Origin of the sequence: Burkholderia sp. Tr-20390, assembly GCF_017104595.1 — a bacterium.
In the GTDB taxonomy this organism is placed as follows: domain Bacteria; phylum Pseudomonadota; class Gammaproteobacteria; order Burkholderiales; family Burkholderiaceae; genus Burkholderia.
The window spans coordinates 20,669-41,899 of sequence record NZ_JAAGPC010000071.1; the positions used below are offsets into that span (position 1 = coordinate 20,669).

The 21,231-nt window shown below is 65.7% G+C and carries 14 protein-coding genes and 1 pseudogene; 6 read left to right on the forward strand and 9 right to left on the reverse strand.

The window, feature by feature from the left end:
* The first annotated feature begins 58 nt into the window (after positions 1-58).
* The 4 genes from uca to G3N98_RS20515 all read left to right on the forward strand — a co-directional run bounded on the left by uca (position 59) and on the right by G3N98_RS20515 (position 7,549).
* The gene (uca, locus tag G3N98_RS20500; protein ID WP_206149064.1) at positions 59-3,652 is read left to right on the forward strand and encodes an urea carboxylase; all 3,594 of its coding nucleotides are present in this window, start codon (positions 59-61) and stop codon (positions 3,650-3,652) included.
* Complete coding sequence (atzF, locus tag G3N98_RS20505) at positions 3,649-5,556, forward strand: allophanate hydrolase (RefSeq protein ID WP_206149065.1); 1,908 nt, start codon at positions 3,649-3,651, stop codon at positions 5,554-5,556. The genes uca and atzF overlap by 4 nt, the downstream gene beginning before the upstream one ends.
* A gap of 64 nt (positions 5,557-5,620) precedes the next feature.
* Entirely contained in the window at positions 5,621-6,595 is a 975-nt protein-coding gene (locus G3N98_RS20510) for an ABC transporter permease (protein ID WP_089427458.1), read from the forward strand.
* A gap of 45 nt (positions 6,596-6,640) precedes the next feature.
* A complete protein-coding gene (locus G3N98_RS20515; RefSeq protein ID WP_206149066.1) occupies positions 6,641-7,549 on the forward strand; it encodes an ABC transporter ATP-binding protein in 909 nt (302 codons plus the stop codon).
* A gap of 120 nt (positions 7,550-7,669) precedes the next feature.
* On the opposite strand, the gene G3N98_RS20520 is transcribed toward G3N98_RS20515, so the two are convergent.
* Positions 7,670-8,125: a VOC family protein gene (locus G3N98_RS20520; RefSeq protein ID WP_206149067.1), complete on the reverse strand. Its 456-nt coding sequence runs from the start codon at positions 8,123-8,125 to the stop codon at positions 7,670-7,672.
* Positions 8,126-8,337: 212 nt separating this feature from the next.
* Entirely contained in the window at positions 8,338-9,333 is a 996-nt protein-coding gene (locus G3N98_RS20525) for a helix-turn-helix domain-containing protein (protein ID WP_206149068.1), read from the reverse strand.
* A gap of 336 nt (positions 9,334-9,669) precedes the next feature.
* Between G3N98_RS20525 and G3N98_RS20530 the strand changes: the two genes are divergently transcribed.
* On the forward strand, positions 9,670-10,644 hold the full coding sequence (locus tag G3N98_RS20530; RefSeq protein ID WP_089474908.1) for a nitronate monooxygenase family protein: 975 nt from the start codon (positions 9,670-9,672) through the stop codon (positions 10,642-10,644).
* Between the two features lie 76 nt (positions 10,645-10,720).
* On the opposite strand, the gene G3N98_RS20535 is transcribed toward G3N98_RS20530, so the two are convergent.
* The 6 genes from G3N98_RS20535 to G3N98_RS20560 all read right to left on the reverse strand — a co-directional run bounded on the left by G3N98_RS20535 (position 10,721) and on the right by G3N98_RS20560 (position 19,542).
* Entirely contained in the window at positions 10,721-11,590 is an 870-nt protein-coding gene (locus tag G3N98_RS20535) for a 4Fe-4S dicluster domain-containing protein (RefSeq protein ID WP_089474907.1), read from the reverse strand.
* 10 nt (positions 11,591-11,600) lie between these two features.
* Positions 11,601-14,579, reverse strand: a complete 2,979-nt coding sequence (locus tag G3N98_RS20540; RefSeq protein WP_206149069.1) for a molybdopterin-dependent oxidoreductase — start codon at positions 14,577-14,579, stop codon at positions 11,601-11,603.
* A gap of 54 nt (positions 14,580-14,633) precedes the next feature.
* Positions 14,634-15,371 (reverse strand): OmpW family outer membrane protein, encoded by a 738-nt coding sequence (locus tag G3N98_RS20545; protein ID WP_175238497.1) that lies wholly within the window; start codon positions 15,369-15,371, stop codon positions 14,634-14,636.
* A 138-nt stretch (positions 15,372-15,509) separates the two neighbouring features.
* Positions 15,510-17,480 (reverse strand): acyl-CoA synthetase, encoded by a 1,971-nt coding sequence (locus tag G3N98_RS20550; RefSeq protein WP_206149070.1) that lies wholly within the window; start codon positions 17,478-17,480, stop codon positions 15,510-15,512.
* Positions 17,477-18,433: a fumarylacetoacetate hydrolase family protein gene (locus G3N98_RS20555; RefSeq protein WP_206149071.1), complete on the reverse strand. Its 957-nt coding sequence runs from the start codon at positions 18,431-18,433 to the stop codon at positions 17,477-17,479. The genes G3N98_RS20550 and G3N98_RS20555 overlap by 4 nt, the downstream gene beginning before the upstream one ends.
* Positions 18,434-18,471: 38 nt before the next feature.
* Complete coding sequence (locus G3N98_RS20560) at positions 18,472-19,542, reverse strand: VOC family protein (protein ID WP_175238500.1); 1,071 nt, start codon at positions 19,540-19,542, stop codon at positions 18,472-18,474.
* Positions 19,543-19,876: 334 nt separating this feature from the next.
* Here G3N98_RS20560 and G3N98_RS20565 point away from each other — a divergent pair, with 334 nt between their 5' ends.
* Positions 19,877-20,635, forward strand: a complete 759-nt coding sequence (locus tag G3N98_RS20565; RefSeq protein ID WP_089474900.1) for a TetR/AcrR family transcriptional regulator — start codon at positions 19,877-19,879, stop codon at positions 20,633-20,635.
* A 300-nt stretch (positions 20,636-20,935) separates the two neighbouring features.
* Here the strand turns inward: G3N98_RS20565 and G3N98_RS20570 are convergent.
* A pseudogene (locus G3N98_RS20570) lies at positions 20,936-21,231 on the reverse strand (TetR/AcrR family transcriptional regulator); the annotation flags it as partial.

Genomic DNA, 21,231 nt, shown 5'->3' on the forward strand with positions numbered 1-21,231 from the left:
GTTCGCTGCCCCCCAAGGGGGCGGTTGCCTCCCTTGGGGCGGCCCGGCGGGAGGCAACATGAGATTCACGAAAGTCCTCGTCGCGAACCGCGGCGAAATCGCGTGCCGCGTGATCCGCACGCTGAAGCGGCTCGGAATCGCGTCGGTCGCGATCTACTCCGACGCCGATCGCGATGCGCGCCATGTGGCGCTCGCCGACGAAGCCGTGCGGGTCGGCCCCGCGCCGGCGGCGGACAGCTACCTGAACGTCGCGGCGATTCTCGCCGCCGCACGCGAGACGGGCGCGCAAGCCGTGCATCCCGGCTACGGCTTCCTGTCCGAGCACGCCGGTTTCGCCGACGCATGCGAAGCCGCGGGCCTGCGCTTCATCGGGCCGCGCGGCGACCAGATGCGCGCGTTCGGGCTCAAGCACACCGCGCGCGAACTCGCCGCCACACAGGGCGTCGGGCTGCTGCCGGGCACGGGCCTGCTCGACGATGCCCGGACGGCGCTCGCGGAAGCCGACACGATCGGCTATCCGGTGATGCTGAAAAGCACCGCGGGCGGCGGCGGGATCGGCATGTCCCTGTGCCGCGATGCCGCGCAGCTCGAAGCAGCGTTCGATTCCGTCGTGCGGCTCGGCGCCGCGAACTTCGCGCATGCGGGCGTGTATCTCGAGAAATTCGTCGAGCACGCGCGGCACATCGAAGTGCAGATCTTCGGCGACGGCCGCGGCGAGGCAGTCGCGCTCGGCGAACGCGATTGCTCGGTGCAGCGCCGCAACCAGAAAGTGATCGAGGAAACGCCTGCACCGGGCCTGACCGATGAAGAGCGTGCCGCGTTGCACGCGAGCGCGGTGCGGCTTGCCCGTGCGGTCGGCTATGCGTCGGCCGGCACGGTCGAATTCGTGTTCGACGCGACGACGCGCCAGTTCTATTTCCTCGAGGTGAACACGCGGCTGCAGGTCGAGCATTGCGTGACCGAGGCAGTGACGGGCATCGATCTCGTGGAATGGATGATCCTGCAGGCGGAGGGCGACCTGCCGCCGCTCGACACGCTCGCCGTTGCGCCGCGCGGCGCGAGCATCCAGGTGCGGCTCTATGCGGAGGATCCGCACAAGCAGTTCCTGCCGAGCGCCGGGCTGCTGACGCACGTCGCGTTTCCGGACGACGTGCGCGTCGACGGATGGATCGAGGCGGGCACCGAGATCAGCGCGTATTACGATCCGCTGCTCGCGAAGCTGATCGTGCATGGCGAGACGCGCCGCGATGCGCTGGCCGCGCTGCAGCGCGCACTGGCGCGCACGGAACTGTACGGCATCGAAACCAACCTCGACTATCTGCGCGCGATTGCCGGTTCGGACACGTTCGCGCGCGGCGCGTCGACGACCGCCTTCCTGTCGCGCTTCGCGTTCGCGCCGCACACGATCGACGTGCTCGACGGCGGCGTGCAGACCACCGTGCAGCAGGCGCCGGGGCGCGTCGGCTACTGGAACGTCGGCGTGCCGCCGTCCGGGCCGATGGACGATCGCGCGTTCGCGCTCGCGAACACGCTGCTCGGCAACGCGCGCGACGCGGCGGGGCTGGAATTCACGATGGTCGGCGCGACGCTGCGCTTCAACGCCGAGACGCTCTTCGTGCTCGGCGGCGCACCGCTCGCGGCATCGCTCGATGGCGCGCCTGCGCCGTTCTGGCAGGTGCTGCGCGCGCGGCCAGGCGCGGTGCTGAAGCTGGGCGGCGTGACGGGCGCCGGCGTGCGCGCGTGCCTGGCCGTGAAAGGCGGGCTGCAGGTGCCCGACTATCTCGGCAGCAAGGCGACTTTCACGCTCGGCCAGTTCGGTGGCCATGCGGGGCGGGCGCTGCGCAAGGGCGACGTGCTGCATCTGGACGAGGCAGCCGGGCGCGGCGACGCGGGCGCCACGCTGGCCGCGGCGGACATCCCCGCGCTGACGCACGCATGGACGCTCGGCGTGCTCGACGGCCCGCACGGTGCGCCGGATTTCTTCACGCCGGACGACATCGCGATGCTGTACGGCACGCAGTGGACGGTCCATTACAACTCGAGCCGCACCGGCATCCGGCTGATCGGCCCGAAGCCGCAGTGGGCGCGCGCGGACGGCGGCGAGGCCGGCCTGCATCCGTCGAACATCCACGACAACGCGTACGCGATCGGCGCGGTCGATTTCACCGGCGACATGCCGGTGATCCTGGGCCCGGACGGCCCGAGCCTCGGCGGCTTCGTGTGTCCGGTGACGGTCGTGCACGACGAATTGTGGAAGCTCGGGCAACTGCGGCCGGGTGATACGGTGCAGTTCGTGCGCGCCCGGGTGTCGACCAAGCTTTCCGCCGACACGGTGGTTGCGCGCCCGGCACCCACCGGCGTGCCGGACGACTGCGTGCTGCATCGCGACCCGTCGGCCGGCGGCGGCCTCGGCGTCGTCTACCGGCGCTCGGGCGACCGCAACGTGCTGGTGGAATACGGGCCGCTCGTGCTCGACCTGAACCTGCGTTTTCGCGTGCATGCGCTGATGTGCTGGCTCGACGCGCACCGGATGCCCGGCATGCTCGACCTGACGCCGGGCATCCGTTCGCTGCAGGTGCAGTTCGACGCGCGGACCTTGCCGCTCGACACGCTGCTCGCGCATCTGCAGGCGGCCGAGCGCGAACTGCCGGAAGTCGCCGACATGCGCGTGCCGAACCGCATCGTGCATCTGCCGCTGTCGTGGGACGACCCGTCGACGCGGGTCGCGATCGAGCGCTACATGCAGTCGGTGCGGCCCGACGCGCCGTGGTGCCCGAGCAATATCGAGTTCATCAGGCGGATCAACGGCCTGGCCAGCATCGACGACGTGAAGCGCATCGTGTTCGACGCGCGTTATCTCGTGATGGGGCTCGGCGACGTGTACCTCGGTGCGCCGGTCGCGACGCCGCTCGATCCGCGTCACCGGCTCGTCACCACGAAATACAACCCCGCGCGCACCTGGACGCCGGAGAACGCGGTCGGCATCGGCGGCGCGTATCTGTGCGTGTACGGGATGGAAGGGCCGGGCGGGTACCAGTTCGTCGGCCGCACCGTCCAGATGTGGAACCGCCACCGCACCACGCGCGAGTTCGAAGCCGGCAAGCCGTGGCTGCTGCGCTTCTTCGACGAGATTCGCTTCTACGAAGTCAGCGAGGCGGAGCTGGCGGAACTGCGCGCGGATTTCGTCGCGGGCCGCGCCGGGCTGAAGATCGAGGAATCGGTGTTCGATCTCGGCGCATACAACCGTTTCCTGCGCGACGAGGCGGATTCGATCGCCGCGTTCAAGACGGCACAGCAAACGGCGTTCGAAGCGGAGCGTGATCGGTGGCGGGTGGCCGGCCATGCCGAATACGTCGGCGACGCGGCGCAGGGCGAGGCGGATGCCGCGCGGGAAGCGAGTGCGCTCGCCGATACGCAGCGCGCGATTGCCGCGGACGTATCGGGCAGCGTGTGGAAGGTGCTGGTCGAAGCCGGTGAGCGTGTGACCGAAGGGCAGGTCGTTGCGATCGTCGAGTCGATGAAGATGGAGGTCGCGGTGACGGCGACGGAAGACGGCACGATCGAGACGATCGATTGCGCGCCGGGCGCGGCGGTGGTGGCCGGCCAGCGGCTGATGGTGATGAAGGCGGGCGCCGCCGAGGAGGTCGCATGAGCATGACGGAACGTTCGATTTTGCCCGGCGCCAGCTCGATCGCCGCGCTGCGTGCGCGCTATGCGGCGGGCGACCTGACGCCGCACGCGCTCGTCGAAGCGATCGTCGCGCATTTCGCCGCGGGCGATCCGCATCATGCGTGGATCCGGCCGCTGACGCATGCCGAGATGACGGCTTACGCCGACGCGCTGGCCGGGCGCGAGCTCGCGTCATTGCCGCTGTACGGCGTGCCGTTCGCGATCAAGGACAACATCGACCTCGCCGGCATCCCGACGACGGCAGCCTGCCCGGCTTACGCGTACACGCCGGTGCGCAGCGCACCCGTCGTCGAGCGGCTGATCGCGGCCGGCGCGATCCCGATCGGCAAGACCAACCTGGACCAGTTCGCGACCGGGTTGTCGGGCCAGCGCTCGCCGTATGGCGCGTGCCGCAATGCGCTCGATCCGCGCTATGCATCGGGCGGGTCGAGCTCCGGGTCGGCGGTGGCCGTGGCGCTCGGCGTCGCGTCGTTCTCGCTGGGTACCGACACGGCCGGCTCCGGGCGCGTGCCGGCCGCGTTCCACGGGCTCGTCGGGCTCAAGCCGACCAAGGGCGTATTGAGCACGCTCGGCGTCGTGCCGGCCTGCCGGTCGCTCGATTGCGTGTCGGTGTTCGCGCAGTCGGCGGCCGACGCGCGCACGGTGTTCGCCGCCGCGCACGGCGTGACCGACGGCGATCCGTACGGACGCGCATGGCAACCGCTGCTGGGCACGGACGGGCTCCGCGCGCAACCGGCGCGACCGTTCGGGCAATTGCGCTTCGGCACGCCGCGCGCCGACCAGCTGCAATTCTTCGGTGATGAATCGTATGGCGCGGCATGGCGTGCCGCGCTCGAACGCCTGCGCGCGACCGGGGCGACGATCGTCGAGATTGATTTCAGTGCGTTCCTGGCTGCCGCGCGGCTGCTGTACGAAGGCCCGTGGGTCGCCGAACGGCTCGCCGCGATCGGCGCCTTCGCCGCGCGGGAACCGGACGCGCTGCATCCGGTGATCCGCGCAATCGTCGGCGGCGCGGCGCGCTTCAGCGCGGCCGATGCGTTCGCCGCGTTCGACACGCTCGCGACGCTGCGCGTCGAGGCCGGCCGCGCCTGGGACGGACTGGACGCGATCGTCATGCCGACTTCGGCGACGACCGCGACCATCGGCGAACTCGAAGCCGACCCGATCGGCGTCAATTCGCGTTTTGGGTACTACACGAACTTCGTCAACCTGCTCGACCTGTCGGCGATCGCGGTGCCCGCCGGCCTTTGCGAAACCGGGCGGCATGCCGGGCTGCCGTTCGGCATCACGTTCGTCGGGCGCGCGCACGACGACGCGCGGCTGCTCGATCTTGCGCAGGCGTGGGGTGACGCGGAGGACCGTGGCTGCAACGAGGGCGGCGGCCTGCGGACGGACGTCGCAGACGACGCGTTCGCGACGCCGGCACCGGTGCCCGGCGCGTCATCCGGCGTCGTGCGCGTGGCGGTCGTCGGCGCGCATCTGAGCGGTGAACCGTTGAACTGGCAGCTCACCCAGCGGGGCGGACGTTTCGTCACCGCGACGACGACAGCGCCCGCCTATCGTCTCTACGCGCTGTCCGCGGCGGCATCCGGCGGCGTCGCCAAGCCGGGCCTCGTGCGTGTGCCGGACGGCGGCGCGTCGATCGCGGTCGAGCTCTGGGAGATGCCGGTCGACGCTTACGGCAGCTTCGTCGCCGGCATTGCCGGCCCGCTCGGCATCGGCACGCTCACGCTCGCGGACGGCGCTCGGGTGCAGGGTTTCCTGTGCGAAAGCGCGGCGCTGGCCGGCGCGCAGGACATTACGCACTTCGGCGGCTGGCGTGCCTACCGCGCGAGCGCCGCGAACGGCGCAGGCGCATTGCAATGAACGTCCGGTCGCGCGGCGCCCCGGCATGCGCGCGACCGGCACCTGAAACGATACGGAGATTGACATGCCAATGACCCGCAACACGACCGGATGGCTTGCCGTGCGCCGCGAGCTGACGACCCGCGGAAAATGGACGCTCGGCGTGGCGTCCTTCCTGCTGCCGTTCGCCGTCTGGTGCCTGATCAGTTATGTGCCGTTCATCTGGCATCCGCAAATGCGCGTCACGAATCCGGGCAGCGTCGACTACTTCCAGACCGGCATGCAGATCGATCGCGACGTGTTTGACGACGAACTCGCCCATGCGCGAGCGACCCACGCGGCCGTGCCCGAAGGCGTGCGCGCGAACCCGGTGTACCTGCCCGCGCCGCACCAGGTGCTGCGCGCGTTCTACACGGCATTCACGACCCCGCCGGCATCCCGCGACGGCGTGTGGCTGCACGAGAGCCTGTGGCACAGCATCCGGATCATCTTCTGGGGCTTCGTGATCTCGTCCGCGATCGGCGTGCCGCTCGGCATCGTCTGCGGCACCTTCAGCGTGCTCGCGCGGCTGCAGGAACCGTTCCTGGAGTTCTTCCGCTACCTGCCCGCACCGGCGTTCGGCGCGCTGATGGTCGCGATCCTCGGCATCTACGATGCGCCGAAGGTCGCGATCATCGTGATCGGGACGCTGTTCCAGCAGGTGCTGATCATCGCGAACACGACGCGCAAGCTCGAATACGGGCTGTTCGAGGCCGCGATGACACTCGGCACGAAGAAGCTGAAGCTGCTCACGCACGTCGTGATCCCCGGCGTGCTGCCGGACCTGTATCGCGACCAGCGCATCCTGCTCGGCTGGGCGTGGACCTACCTGATCGTCGCCGAACTCGTCGGCACGAGCTCGGGCATCACCTGGTACATCAGCCAGCAGGCGCGCTACCAGCATTTCGACAACGTGTATGCGGCGATCCTGATGATCGGAATCATCGGCCTCGGCACCGACATCGTGCTCGGCCTGCTCGGCCGCCGGCTGTTTCCGTGGGATCGCACGCTGAACGCGTGACGCCCGTTGACGCCCACCCATCGACCGATTTCCGCGGAGACCATCATGCAGAACCCGCAAGCCGTTCCCGATTACCTGATGCAGTCCGACGCGGTGCGCGAGCGCTTCGCGCGCCTGAAAACCCGCGACGTGATACTCGACGTGCGTCATGTCGGCAAGCGTTTCGCGACGCCGCAGGGCGAGTGCACCGCACTCGACGACATCAGTTTCCGTACCTACCGGCGCGAATTCGTGTGCGTGATCGGCCCGTCCGGTTGCGGCAAGTCGACGCTGATCCGCATCCTGGCAGGGCTCGACGCACAGACGAGCGGCGAGGTGCTGCTCGACGGCAAGCCCGTGCAGGGGCCGGGCGCCGATCGCGGAATGGTGTTCCAGGGCTATACGCTGTTTCCGTGGCTCACCGTGAAGAAGAACGTGATGTTCGGACTCCGGATGAACGGCAGCAGCAGCGGCCAGGCCGAGCGCGAAGCGCTGCAGTGGCTCGATCTGGTCGGGCTGACGCGTTTCGCGGATGTCTATCCGCACCAGTTGTCGGGCGGGATGAAGCAGCGCGTGGCGATTGCCCGCGCGCTTGCGAACCGGCCGCGCATCCTGCTGATGGACGAGCCGTTCGGCGCGCTCGACGCGCAGACGCGGGCGAAGATGCAGACGCACCTGCTCGACATCTGGCGCAACATCGACGTGACGATCCTGTTCATCACGCATGATCTCGACGAGGCGATCTTTCTGGCGGACCGGATTCTCGTGCTGAAGGCGAACCCGGGGGCGGTGCAGGAACTGATCGAGGTGCCCGTACCACGGCCGCGCGACTATGCGCAGGTCAATTCGCCCGAGTTCATCGCGACGAAGGCGCGGCTCGAGGCGCTGATCCATCCGAAGGAGGCGGTGGCCATCGACGACGGCGTGAGGCCGCACATGATCCGCATGACGGATGTGTCGGACAACGTCGAGTAAGTGGTTGGTGATGAAAACGGGCGGACGGTCGCTACGTGTCTAGGCGCGGGCGATCGCCAGCGCCGTCGCGACATCGCCGCGGCGATATGCGGCCCGAATGGCCGGCGCGCGGTGCGCCATTCAGGTTTTCGGCTGATCGCCGGACAGCAGCGCCGTATAGCGCCGCTGCATTTCATCGGGTTCGACCGCTTCGATCGTATGCCCGATCAGCCAATCGTAGCCGAACGGGTCGCGAATCTTGCCGGAACGCTCGCCGTAGAACTGGTCCTGGATCGCGCGTGTCAGCTGCGCGCCGGCCGCGAGCGCGGCGGCGATCGTCGCGTCGGCGTCGTCGACATGCAGGTGAAGCGACATCGGCGCGTTGCCGTCCGGGTCGAGCGCGAAGATATCGTATTCGGGGAACTCGTCCGAGATCATCAGCGTGCATGGCCCGAGCTGCAATTCCGCGTGGCCGATGCGTCCCGACGGCTCGACGAGACGGAATTTCTCCTGCGCGCCGAACGCTTTCGCATAGAACGCGATGGCGTCGTCCGCATGCCTGGCGCGCAAATAGGGAAAGACTTCGTGAATCGCCATGGTGCCCTCCGGTTTGGGGGTGTGGGTGTCGCTCGATCCTGTCAGGCCTCGCGGGGCGGGTCTTGACTCCGCCGGGGCGGCCGAGGATTTTTCCGTGTCGTGAACGGCTAACACGCTGATTCTACAGACGAAAATCGTGAGTGGGGCAAGGGCGGCGATGCGGCGGCGGACGTCTGGCAGGCGGACGGTCCCCGCCCTCTACCGGTCGGTCGTCATCGCGATTCCGCGGCAGGCCGAAAGCGATCCCGATACGCCCCCGGGCTCAGTCCGACCTTCTCCTTGAACAGTCGGCAGAACGAGCTCGTATCGCTATACCCCACCTGGGCCGTGATCCGCTCGAGGCTGAGATCGCCGGCCTCCAGCAAAGCGCGCGCGGCTTCGATGCGCAGGCTCTGCAAATACCGCAATGGAGACTGATTCAGCGTGGCCTTGAAGCGGCGGATGATCGTGCGCTCGCTCACGCCGAGGTCCTGCGCCATCGCCGACATCTTCACGTCCTTCGTCATGTGCTTCTGCAGCCAATGCTGCGCGCGGTGAACCAGCGAATCGCCATGCGTCTTCTCCGTCAGCAACGGGAGATACGGCAATTGCTTCGTCTGGCTGACGTCGATCAGCATCGTCTTGGCGCACTGCGCGGCAATCACCGCCCCGGAGAAACGCTCGATGACATGGATGGTCTGCAGCAGGTAGGACGCTGACGCGCCCGCACAGATCAGCCGGTCCGCTTCGGTGACGACGGGTTCCAGTTGAAGGTCGACCCGGGGAAACCGGCTGCGAAACGCGTCTGCCAGCCACCACGTGGTCGTCGCGGGCCGTCCGTCGAGAAGGCCGGTGTTGGCCAGCACGAACGTGCCGGTGCAGTTTGCCGCCAGGTACGCGCCGGCGTGCCATTGCGAAACCAGCCACTCGCATGCGGCGGACTGTCGTGCCAGCAACTGGTCGAACGCCTTGCCGCTCGCATAGTGCGCACTGGGAATGAAAACCAGGTCGAATTGCTCGTGCGGCCGGATCGGCACCGTGTTCAGCTGCAGCCCGTTGCTTGCCATGACGGGCGCCCCGGTCGGAGAGACGAACCGCCATTCGAACTGCGCATTGCCGTCGCCTCGCTGTCGCCGCACATGCGCGTTCGCAATCTGCAGGATGTCGGCGAACCCGCTCAGGCTGGAGGCGTAGCAATCGTCATACGCAAGGATGGCGGCGCGGGGCATGATGTGTCGGATATCGCATGCAATGTGTCAGTTTAGCCAATGTACGGCAATTCGAACTACGACGAAACTGTCGATGTCCATCTGGCGCCGGCGTCGGGCGGTGGCCCGATCGTCGACGCGGCCGGCCGTGCAGAAGGGGCGCTATCGCAGGCTGTGCGGGCCGCGCGAAGGCGAATCAGGCCGGCGCCGGGAAATCTCCGGCGCCTCCGTTGCCTGGCCGCGTGGATTTCCGTCGGCTTCGCACCGGCGATTCGGCCGTGCGGTGACGCGCGTCGCGGTCGCCGCGCGTTCCCGGCACGCGAAGGCGCCTTCGTCTCAACCTGAACCGAAAACATCATGAAAACCAGGATCACCGAACTCTTCGGCATCGACTATCCGATCATCCAGGGCGGCATGCATCACGTCGGGTACGCGGAGCTGGCGGCGGCCGTCTCCAACGCCGGCGGCCTCGGCATCATTACCGGCCTGACCCAGCGGTCGCCGGCGGATCTGGCTGCGGAAATCCGGCGCTGCCGCGAGATGACCGACAAGCCGTTCGGCGTGAACCTCACCTTCCTGCCGACCGTCACGTCCCCCGACTATCCCGGCTATATCCGGGCGATCGTCGAAGGCGGCGTCAAGATCGTCGAAACGGCCGGCAACAACCCGCAGCCCTACCTGCCCGCGCTCAAGGACGCGCATGTCAAGGTGATCCACAAGTGCACGTCGGTTCGCCATGCGCTCAAGGCCGAGGCCATTGGCTGCGATGCGGTGAGCGTCGATGGATTCGAATGCGGTGGCCATCCGGGCGAGGACGACATTCCGAACTTCATCCTGCTGCCGCGCGCCGCCGACGAGCTCAGGATTCCGTTCGTGGCCTCCGGCGGCATGGCGGATGGGCGCTCGCTGGTGGCGGCACTTTCTCTGGGCGCGGACGGCATCAACATGGGGACGCGCTTCATCGCGACCCGCGAGGCGCCGGTGCACGAGAACGTGAAGCAGGCGCTGGTCGCGGCGACCGAACTGGACACGCGCCTGGTCATGCGTCCGTTGCGCAATACCGAACGCGTGCTGCGCAATGCCGCGGTCGATCGCATCCTCGAAAAGGAGCGCACGCTCGGCGCCGATCTCCGGTTCGACGATATCGTCGAAGAGGTCGCCGGCGTGTATCCGCGCATCATGAAGGAGGGCGCGCTCGACGCGGGCGCCTGGTCGTGCGGCCTGGTCGTCGGCTTGATCCGCGACATCCCGACTGTGAAGGAACTCGTCGATCGCATCGTGAGCGAGGCGACGGAGATCATCCGCGGTCGGCTGGCAGGTGTTTTGGTTTGAGCTGCAAGCTCAGCCGGCGTTTGCATGAATTTGCAGCCGTGGTCGACCTTCTACCCGGCGTTCTGCCTTGCTCCGATCATGAGCACTCGATCGCCACGGCGTTTGTCGACCGGCTGAGCCTGATCTCGCCGAGATAGGCGCTGTCGCCCAACTCGCACTCGCGCCAAGCGTTGCCGAGGGCATGTCGAATTTGGACTTTATAGGCGCCGCTGCCCTTGGTCAGGCCATCGAACCGGAAATCGCCGAAGCCGTCCGAGACCGTTTCGGCGACCTGCAGATGACCGACGTACAAGGTGACGACCGCATCCGTGACACACTCGACCACGCCTCCTGCCTCGACACTGACACTTCCGCCGACGAAGCAGGTTTCCCAGCGCTCGAGGCCGCTGTACCACACACGGGGTTTCGTGCCCAGGTTGGGTCGCAATACCTTGAGTCCCTCGCGTCGGGCCTTCTCGGCCATCGCCGTGTCATCGAGCTTGACCGTCTCGAAGACTTCGGTAGGGCACGACTGCTGACAACGCGGGCGGGACCAACCCTGGTCAAGCAAATGCGCATCGAAGATCCAGATCTGGGGCAGTTGCAGCGCGTCGTTCCAGACGATTGCCTTGTAAGGGCAGGCCTTGACGATGTCCTTGCGGCCTCGTGCCTTGTCCGGATCGATGATGACGATGCCGTCGGCACGCTTGCGTATGGCGCCGCCGCCGACACGCATGCATGGCGCGTCGTCACAGTGGTTGCACATGACCGGTAAATAAGTGGTCTCGACCATATGCGAGGCACCCTGCACGCGACGCAGGATGCGGATGGGGCTCTCGGCGTCGGCCGCTGCGGGTGCAGCGTAACCGGGGAAGTCATTGCCGACGTGCTCGTCGCGCGCGGCGATCACGCAGTTCTGGCAGTTCTCGCAACGGCCGACCTTGATAATCAGGTTCCACTTGCTCATTTGACATTCCTCACGCTGCGCGACCGAGCATGAACGCCTCGGCACCGCGCCATTTCTCGACCTGCACCAGGCAGGAATTCGGGCTCATGCTGCTGGTGCCGGCCGTCTGCGGCCGGTCAGGGGTGAGCATGTTCATGCAACCGCCGATCTCGACTTGCTCGCCGTCGATTTCGATCAGCTGAAATTCCGCACTCGCCTCGTAGGATTTCACGACGCCGGCGTGCACCAGCGGCGAGACATCGGCAGCACAGATCACGGCGCCGCGGTCGTTGTGCACCTTGACGAGATCGCGATGAGCGATGCGTCGCGTGGCGGCGTCAGCCGGATTGAGCCTCAGCAGCCAGAACCGATGCCCTCCGATCAGCGCGCGATGATCGTCGACGCTGTTCACCGCGGAATTCTTGCCGTCACAATGGGTATGAAAGCTGTAGCGGCTGTGGGTGGCGATCAATTGCAGCGGATAGTGACGAGCCAGGTCCGAGCGCAGGCCCTCCCAGGAGGGGATATACCGGTTGAGCGCTGGCCGCTCGGGATTGTCCGCCGTGTGCCGCTTCAACAACTCGGGCACGAACTCCAGCTTGCCGCTCGGCGTCTGCAGGCCCTTGCCGAACGTTTCCGAGAACTGTGACGGCAGCGGGTGGGGTTCCGGCAGGTCTTTCCGCCTGCCTTCCGCATACCAGCGCATGTCCACGGGATGACGCAGCTCGGGCTTTTCGGGCGGCACGACGAAGTAGCCCTTGCGGCAGAAGTCGCGCCACGAGATGTGATCGGGCAGATCCGACGAGTCGAAGACGCGCTTGACCCAGTCGAGATCGCCACAGCCTTCGGTGAAAATGCCCCCCAGGCCCAGCCGGGTCAGGATGGCGGTGAAGATGTCGTAGTCGGAGCGGGATTCGCCCAAAGGCTCGATGCACTTGTGCTGCAGTGTCACCATGCGATGGTTGACCGTGCCATACCCTTGGTGGGCGTAGCCGCCCGAATTCGCCCATTCTCCAATGTCCCAACGCTCCAGCGACGTGCACGCGGGCAGGATGATGTCGGCGAACTGCGCTTCGCCTTCCATCCAGATCGACTGATTGACGACGAACTCGATGCTCGAGTGCTGGTAGGCGTCCGTCCACCGTCCGGAATTCGTCACGGTACTGAACGCGGATCCGCCATAGCGATAGATCATGTGGATCGGCGAATAGCCCGGCATCGGGTAGGTGAACGGCGCGAACTGGGCTTCCTGAGACATGCCGTCCCAGAGATAACCGGTGGCGTGGCCGTTGAGAATCGCATCGGGCATCTGCTGTCGCGGCACCATTTGCTTGACGGGATTCATGGTCAGGATGTGCGGCATGCGCTGGTAGTTGTCCACCGCATTGGCGGTCCACGCCAGGTCGCCCGAGATGCCGCCGTCCGCGTAGCCCGGAAAATAGAACTGGAGATCGTGCGGGACGCCGATTTCCAGGCAGCCGAAATTCACGCCCGGCTTGCCCCAGCCCTGCATGGACATCATCATGATCATGCAGCGCGCCCATTGCGCCCCGGTCGCGCCGCGGCCCGCGCCACCGAATCCCGCGCCGGTCATCCCGACGGCGAGATGAACCTTTTTGTTTCCCCACAGGCGCGCCAGCGCGCGGGCGTCCTTGGCCGGCACGCCGGTCTCGCGCTCCTGCCACTCGGGTGTCTTGGGCGTACCGTCGGTTTCGCCCAGGAGGTAGGCTTTCCAATCGTCGAAACCGGTCGTGCGCGTCGCCACATAGTCCTTGTCGTACAGGCCTTCCACGGTCCAGACATACATGATGGCCGTCGCCAGCGCGGCATCGGTCTGCGGCCGGATCGGGATCCAGCGGCCCCCCAGCAGCTGTGCGGTCGGATTGCAGTGCGGGTCGATGTGCACGAACTCGATGCCGAGCTCCTTGGCCCACAGACGGCGCGGCGTTCCCTCGAATCCTGCGTAGGCCCCGTTGGTACTTTCGGGGTCGCAGGACCAGAAGACGATCATTTCGGCTTCCTTGAGACCGTCCTCGAGGCCGCCATAGCCGGAGGGAACGCCGATGCGCATCGAGTTGCCGAAATGATGCATGGCGCCCCAGTACCAGCCTTCCCAACTATCCGGATTCGCGGCGACCCGGGTGAAGCCGATCAGGTTGGCGAAGCGCGTCAGCGCGCTGAGGTAGTAGCCCACGTTGCCCCACTGGTGATGGGACGACATCGGGAACGTGATGGAACCGGGACCGTGAACGCGCTTCTGCCGGTTGATCTCCTTGGCGACGATGTCCAGGGCTTCGTCCCAGCTGATACGGACATAGCCGGACTTGCCCCGGTTCTGGGGATTGCGCTCGCCGTCGGGGTCGAAGTCGACGCGTTTCATCGGGTGAAGGATGCGCTTGTCGGAGTAGACCAGCGACTTGAGCGTCAACGCGTGGGGCGCGACCAGGCTGCGTCGTGGCGGGCTGAAGCGACGTCCGCGCGCCTCGATCACCCAGCTTGGCGCATCGGTATCGTCCAGCTCGATCGGGGTCACGCGGACGATGCGCCCATCCTTGACGTAAACGAACAGGGGCCCGCCATTGGTGCAGGTCGCGTAGCGTCGGGTGCCGTCGCGCATGGGCGTGCCCATCGGCAGGCCGACGGTGCGCATCATGCTCAGGGTCTGCATGAGCCAGACCAACAGTTCGTCCTCGCCCTCGGTGACCACCTTGAAGTTCTTGGCGGCGTGGATGATTTCGCCCTGGTCCGGGCTGGGGGAAAGGAACTTCAGCGCGGTGGCGACATCCTTGAAGGCCATGCGCACGTCGGGTCGCGGATGCTTGCCGGCGCGCGACCGAATGCGGCCATTCCTGAACTCGATGGCGCGACCGATGCTTTGATCCATGAGCCCGATCCATGCGACGAGATTGCGCTCCTTGAGGCGATCGCGATAGGCGGGGAAGCGGCGTGCCGTCAGGTCCAGAACCTTGGGCAAGGCAAAAAGAATGGTCTTGAGAGCCTGTCGTTTCATCGTTCGATCCAATGGGTTGTCTTGATGCGGGGCGCCGGCATTCGGACGTACCCGTCAGAACGTGTAGGCAACATTCAAGAAAACGCTAAGAGGATTGAGCCGGAGCGTCGATTTGGAAACGATCTGCGTTCCGGTCGCGGTCTGTCCGTATAACGTGAGGCGGGTCTTCACCGGCATGTAGTTGACGGAGGTGCCGACAGACCAGTGTTTTGAAATCGCGTAATTTGCCCCGAGCTCGAACACGGGGTTCCACGACGAGCTGAGCGTCGCGCGCGCCGAGCCGCCCGGCCCAAAGCTGTCGGAGACGAACTGGCTGTTGGTTGCCCGAACCTGGGTGAACCACGTATAGTTCGCGCCGATGCCCAGGTACGGCCGGAATTTCGACGTGGCAGAAAACAGGTGGTATCGAAGTTCGATGGCGGGCGGCATCGGCCTTGTCGTGCCGAGCGTGCCATACTTCTGCAACGTCCCGTCGCCAATCAGATTGACTTTCAGCGGCATGCCCAAAAGCATGGCGACACCGAAGTTGTCCGTGACGTAATACTCGGTGGTAATGCCCAGCGTATCCGTCGAGCTGGCATGTGCGCCGGTGCCGGCCAGTTGCCGATTCACCGTCACGCCGCCGACGCTTTGCACGATGAGCGGTGTGGCGTCTCCCTGTGGCGCGATGTGTAGCCATCCTACCGATGTTGTAACGCTTCCTGCGGTCTGCGCATCGGCATTGTCGGCAAGCGAAGCCGAGCAGATGCAAACCGCCACGCCCGAGAAACGCATCGTCCGCTTGAAATTCATCTCGTGTCTCCTCTGTCTCGATCCATTTCACGTATAAGGACTAATTTGGATACCTTATTGATCGGGGCGATCTGCTTTCGACGTCGATGCTTTCCGGCTAGCCGCGCACCGCCATCGCCGCAGATCTGTCGCTGTCCGTCAGGATGGCGGTATCGGCTGCGCGGCGACCGAGATCGAGAACGCAAACGGAAAACGTCCCAGCACGAAGCGCGCCGCAGCTTCGAACCCGGGATCGCTCAGCTCGACCGAGACCGACATTCGGCCCGAATCGTCGGTCGTGACGTCGATTGATGCACCGGGGGCGCCGCCCTGGGTCAATGCCGTACGAAGCGCGTCACGCGTCTCGCGGCGCTTGAGTTCCGGTTTGAAGATCTTGCCGACGCCGGTGAGCGGGATGGCTTCCACGATTCGGACGTGCTTGGGCAGCGCGGCGCGTTCGGCGATCTCCTGTTGCATGAACGCCGCCAGATCGTGCTCGGTCGCGCTCATCCCCGGCTTGAGCTGAACATACGCGACCGGTAGCTCGCCGGCATGCGCATCCGGACGCCCGATTGCAGCGGCGATCTGGACCGCCGGATGGCGATGCAGCGGTTCCTCGATCGCCGCGGGGTCGATGTTGTGCCCGCCCCGAATGATCAATTCTTTCTTGCGACCGGTCAGCCAGAAGTAACCGTCGACGTCGCAGCGGCCGAGGTCGCCCGTGTTGAGCCAGGGCGTGCCGTCGCCGAGATCGAGCCAGAGCGACCTGTTTTGATCGTGGCGCAGGTAGCCGGCGAATACGTTCGGCCCGGAGATGACGAGCAGTCCATCCTCGCCAACCGCGCAGTCACGCAGATACCGCCCGGCGTCGTCCACGACGACGGCTTTCATCGCCTGGAAAGGGATGCGAAGCCCGATTGACCCCAGCCGGCGCTCGCCCACGGTCGGGTTGACGCTGCTCACGCAGGTTCCTTCGGTCAGTCCGTAACCCTCGAGAATCCGTACGCCCGTTTTTTCCTGGAAGGCCCTGAAGACGCCGACCGGCATCGGCGCGGCGCCGCACAGGCCGTATTCGAGCGAGTCGATAACATGATCGTCGAGCGGAACGTCGAGCAGCGACGCATACAGTGTCGGGACGGCGCTGAAGAAATTGACGTGATGATGTTCGACGATTTCCCAGAAGCGTTTGACGACGCCGTCGCCTCGGTAGCCCTGCGGCGTGCCGAGCACGACATGGGCGCCGCGCGAGAAAGGCAGGAGGCCGGTCACCATCGCGGCATTGACGTGAAAGAGCGGCAAGCCGCAAAACGTCGTTTTTCCGGGGCCGATACTGTCGCCGAAGAACCGCGCGGCGCTCCATGCATTCGCCACTTCGTTGCCGTGGCGACGCATCGCGATTTTCGGCAACCCGGTGGTGCCACCGGTACAGAAGTAAGAGGACATGTCGCCAGGTTGAATGCGGCGCGTATTCTCGAGCGCCGTGCCGGATTCCCGTGCGATTGCCGTACCGAAGTCGTGGATCCGGATGTGCGCAGGCACAGCGCTGCGCAAACCGCCATCGCCGTACAGCTTCGCACACGCGTCATGATGGAGCGCCCGGGCCGCAGAGTGCGCCGTGCCCCGCACGCGATCGGCCGGATTGACCAGCACGAGATGCCGAAGCGACTCGGCCTGGTGGAGGATATTCGCGACTTTTTGCCAGAGATCGGCCCCGGGAAAGGGGGCGAGCGTCACGAGCACGCTGGCGCCGGCCGCAACGAGCAATTTGCCTATCGCGTCGCCTTCGAGCAGCGGATTGATCGCGCATACGATACCCGCCGCCTGCCCACCCCATATCACGAAGTGCGTTTCGGGAAGATTGGGCAGCACATAAGCGATCACCGAATTCGAGCTCACACCGAGGCGCGTGAACAGGTTGGCCGTGCGCGTGATGTCGCGAACCAGCTCGCGATAGGTCCACCGCTCGGCGTCGCGGTGCGCGTCGGCGGTCGAGAAGAAGGAGAGGGCGGGCGCGGACGGATCGATGGCCGCACCGGCGCAGATCATCTCGTACGTGCTGGCCGGAAGGTTCGGCGGGATGCCCTGCGCTTCAATCGCCAGCACGTCGTTCTGGGTCGCGATGCCGTTCATGCCGCCTCGTCCACGATCTCGTTACGTTGCACACCCAGATCGATCGTTCCATCGCGGCTCGCGATCCGGGCTTCGACGATATCTCCGGCCTTCAGATACTGCGCGCGTCCTGCCTGCACCTTCATGAACATCTTCCACTTGAAGGATTCGGGAAAAAGCGCGACGGCTCGCTGCTTGAGCGGCGACGGGATGCTGAGTGCGCAGCCGGCCGGCGTACCGGTCGCGAGCAGGTCGCCGGCGCGAAGGTCGTGCACACCCGACAACTCGGTCAACGTTTCCGCCGGGCCATAGACGAGGTTCGATGTCGAGTCCTGCTGGCGCACCGCACCGTTGACGGTCAACGTCAGGTCGAGCGCATTCAGCTTCGGGAAGTCGCGCCGTTCGAGCAGGCACAGATACGGGCCGACCGGGCCGAACGTCCGGAAACTCTTGCCCTTGTAGAACTGCATCTGCGGGATCTGGACATCGCGCGCGGAATAGTCGTTGACGATCACGGTGCCGGCGACATAGTCGTGCAGGTTCGCGTTCGTGATCTGCTGGTGAGACGTGATGTCGCGTTTGAGGATGAGGCCGAGCTCGATTTCGTAGTCGAGAAACCGGACGTGCCGCGGTTTCACGACCGGTGAGTCGGCCGCGACGATACAACTCGTCGCCTTCGTGAAGATCATGTTGAACTTCTTCGCGTCCGGATCCATGCCCGATTCGATCATGTGCTGACGATAATTGGCGCCCTGGCAAACGAATTGCTGGTTGGCCGTCACCGGGGAAAGCCACTCCACCTCTTTCTCCGGAATCTTCGATCCGTCGAGCGTGACGAGTCGTTCAACCGGATTCGCCGCGAGAAAGCTCGCGGTCGTGTCGAAGTCGCCGGGAATCGGCGTGACGGCGCCGTGGGCGGCCACCCCCCATTGGGCGCGGCCGTTATGCCGGAAGTGCAGGACAAGCAGTGACATGGATGGATCTCTCGTGAGTCGAATGGGCGGTTTGGGGGTCAGGCGAACAGCTTCGCCAACGTCAATAGCTTGCTCAGCGTCAGATCGGGACTGCGGCGCAGGTTGCGAAACAGCGCCGCGAGGCTCGATGGCGTAAAGCGGGGCTTCGTGAAGCTGCGCGGCATCGTCGGGCCCCACTGCGCCATCGCTTCGCGACTGACCGCGTGCACCCCCGTCGGCTCGTCGGCCGTGAACAGGTCGCCGTCGCAATAGTGTTCGTGCTTGTCGCCCCACGGGTCCTGCCAGTAGTCGAAGATCTGGCTGCCGAGAATGTGTCGGCCGATGCCCCACGCATGCGTCCATCCGCTGTCGCGGAGCAGGCGCTGGCCCATGCCGACGGCATCGGCGTCGACCAGTTCGTACGCGCTATGGCTATAAGTCGAGACGAACCCCTGGGCGAGTGCGAGCGTATGGTGATCGGCCGGCCTGTCAGCCAGATCGAGCCGCATGAATGCAACCACGGGGGAGCCATCCGGCAGCACCTGGACATCGCTGGGGATGAACCCGAAATGCTGCGTGTACCACGCGCAGGTTTCCTGGTAGTCGGCGAGTTCGAGCACGACGTGCCCGAGCCGAATGACTTCGGGGGTGCTCGCCGGCGGCCGCTGCGTCTCGTTGATTCGCACGGGCGCGTCGACCGAGTTGAACGGGAGCGGAGCGCGATGCGGCAGCGTATCGGCCCGTGTCTGGCCCGCAATCGCATCGACCCGAAAACCGGACGGATCGGTGAGACGCACCCGGTGGCCGCCACCGGGCCAATCCGACGCCTCCACCTTCGATGCGCCAGGCACGCTGGCGAGCGCCTCCAGATCGGCTCGACTGTCGACCCGCAAGCCGAAGCCGACGAAGCGAGCCTTCGGCGCGTGGCGAACGACATAACAGAAGTGTGCCGTGCCCGTTCCGCGCAGCAGCAACTGCGTGTCGTCCCGCAGCACCGTTCGAAGACCGAAGTCGTTGAGAAAGTGCTCGGCCTCGCCGAGGTCCGGACGATCGAAGATCAGATAGGCGAGCGCCGATGCCTTCGTTGTCGGGTGAGGGTGTCGAGCCGGCTGGGTGGTAGTCAGTTTCATGGCGGATGACAGTCAGGCAGATCGAATGGCAATTGCGAAGGCAGGCGCCGTCGCATCGAGGGACTTTCCAAGCAACGGCAGGCATGCCATCGAACCGGTGCACGACATGTCGGGCGTCGCACGCCACTCGCATCCCTGCGACGAAAGCGGGTGGTTGTGAATGGACGCGCTGGCGCCCGTATGCAGATGTGTCTCCACCGTTTCTCCATTCGTTTTTCGATCGGTTCTCGGGGCCGTGTTCAGCCGCCTTTGTGACATTAAATTCAGAAATGATAGTTTTGTCAATGTAGACATTTGAATCTATACTTGAGCCCGAACAAGGACCGGAAACGTCATGCCGAATACACCGAATCGCCGTACACCCAAGCGCTCCGCTCCGGAAGCACCCCATCCCGTGGTCGCGGTTACCGAAGAGCGCGAGCCGCGCGGCGCGCGCCGCAAGCGGGAAACCCGTGCCCGCCTGCTGGACGCCGCGCTCAGGCTGATGGCGCAGAAGGGGATGGAAGGCGTCGCGATCAACGAGATCACAGAGGCAGCCGACGTCGGTTTCGGCTCGTTCTACAACCACTTCGAATCGAAGGAGGCGATCTACGCCACCCTCGTGGAATCGGTATTCGAGGAGTTCGCGGATTCCCTCGATCGCCTGGCTAGCGGCTTGTCCGACCCGGCGGAAATCATTTCGGTGTCAGTGCGCCATACGCTGATGCGTGCGCGGCGCGAGCCGGTGTGGGGGCACTTCCTGATACGAGAGGGTTTTTCGGCGCGGGTCCTGACGCTCGGTCTGGGTCAGCGCCTGTTGCGAGACATCGAGCGCGGCATCGCCGAGAAACGCTTCGTGGTCGCCGACCCGTTCATCGGCTTCCTTTCGCTTGGCGGTACGGTGCTGACCGCCATTGCCGCCGAACTCAACTTCGTCGCTCCCGGCGCGCCGGCGGTGAATGTGCTGAAGGAACTCGGCTTCAGCGGAGAGCATTTTCCGGAACGCACCGCGGCAACGCTGCTGCATATGCTGGGGCTCAAGCGCGCAGAAGCCGAGAAGATCGCAAGCCGGCCGCTGCCGGTCGTGGAAGCGGTCGAACCGGCACAGTCGTGAACGAGGTGAGGCAGGCGCCGGCCGCGTCACCCCGAGCGTGTGCGGTGCCTGCCGCCCGGTGCAATGCCACCGAAGGACGCGAACCCACGCGCATGCGCGTCGAACGGCATCGCGTGGCTTGGGGCGGGGGGAAGTGAGCAGCCGGAAGGCTTGGCTGGACCGGGATGTGGCGGCTGTTTAACGAATTCCGACCAGCCCCCATCGACGCGTCTCTGAACGGCCGTTTGGTGGGTGAGTACGTCGATCCGGGGTCCGTAAAACATCGTGACGTTTCACGGGTCGAGGGCGACCCGATTGGTGTTACGAGCGGTGCGACGGCGCCTGTCGAATTCCGGGAGGCAGTTGAGCCTGCATCCTTGCATGCCCGCGTTCGAGTAGCGACGTATCGGGCGTTTCGATCGGCGGCAATACCGCTTCGACCAGCTTCTCCGCCTCAAGACGCTCGACGCCCAGTGCAAGCAGAATTGCTGCGACCACCGGCTCCGGAACGACGTTTTGCGGGCCTTCATTGGTGATTCTGAGGATCGTCGCGAGCGCGGTTCCGGCGATCACGTCGAGCGCGGTGCCGACGCCGACATGGGTGAAACGCCCCAGTG

Coding starts and splice junctions, on each gene's coding strand:
- G3N98_RS20535 (WP_089474907.1), bottom strand. CDS start 11,590: ATGAGCAAGTGGAACCTGATTATCAAGGTCGGCCGTTGCGAGAACTGC.
- atzF (WP_206149065.1), top strand. CDS start 3,649: ATGAGCATGACGGAACGTTCGATTTTGCCCGGCGCCAGCTCGATCGCC.
- G3N98_RS20510 (WP_089427458.1), top strand. CDS start 5,621: ATGCCAATGACCCGCAACACGACCGGATGGCTTGCCGTGCGCCGCGAG.
- G3N98_RS20555 (WP_206149071.1), bottom strand. CDS start 18,433: ATGTCACTGCTTGTCCTGCACTTCCGGCATAACGGCCGCGCCCAATGG.
- G3N98_RS20560 (WP_175238500.1), bottom strand. CDS start 19,542: ATGAAACTGACTACCACCCAGCCGGCTCGACACCCTCACCCGACAACG.
- G3N98_RS20520 (WP_206149067.1), bottom strand. CDS start 8,125: ATGGCGATTCACGAAGTCTTTCCCTATTTGCGCGCCAGGCATGCGGAC.
- G3N98_RS20530 (WP_089474908.1), top strand. CDS start 9,670: ATGAAAACCAGGATCACCGAACTCTTCGGCATCGACTATCCGATCATC.
- uca (WP_206149064.1), top strand. CDS start 59: ATGAGATTCACGAAAGTCCTCGTCGCGAACCGCGGCGAAATCGCGTGC.
- G3N98_RS20550 (WP_206149070.1), bottom strand. CDS start 17,480: ATGAACGGCATCGCGACCCAGAACGACGTGCTGGCGATTGAAGCGCAG.
- G3N98_RS20525 (WP_206149068.1), bottom strand. CDS start 9,333: ATGCCCCGCGCCGCCATCCTTGCGTATGACGATTGCTACGCCTCCAGC.
- G3N98_RS20565 (WP_089474900.1), top strand. CDS start 19,877: ATGCCGAATACACCGAATCGCCGTACACCCAAGCGCTCCGCTCCGGAA.
- G3N98_RS20515 (WP_206149066.1), top strand. CDS start 6,641: ATGCAGAACCCGCAAGCCGTTCCCGATTACCTGATGCAGTCCGACGCG.
- G3N98_RS20540 (WP_206149069.1), bottom strand. CDS start 14,579: ATGAAACGACAGGCTCTCAAGACCATTCTTTTTGCCTTGCCCAAGGTT.
- G3N98_RS20545 (WP_175238497.1), bottom strand. CDS start 15,371: ATGAATTTCAAGCGGACGATGCGTTTCTCGGGCGTGGCGGTTTGCATC.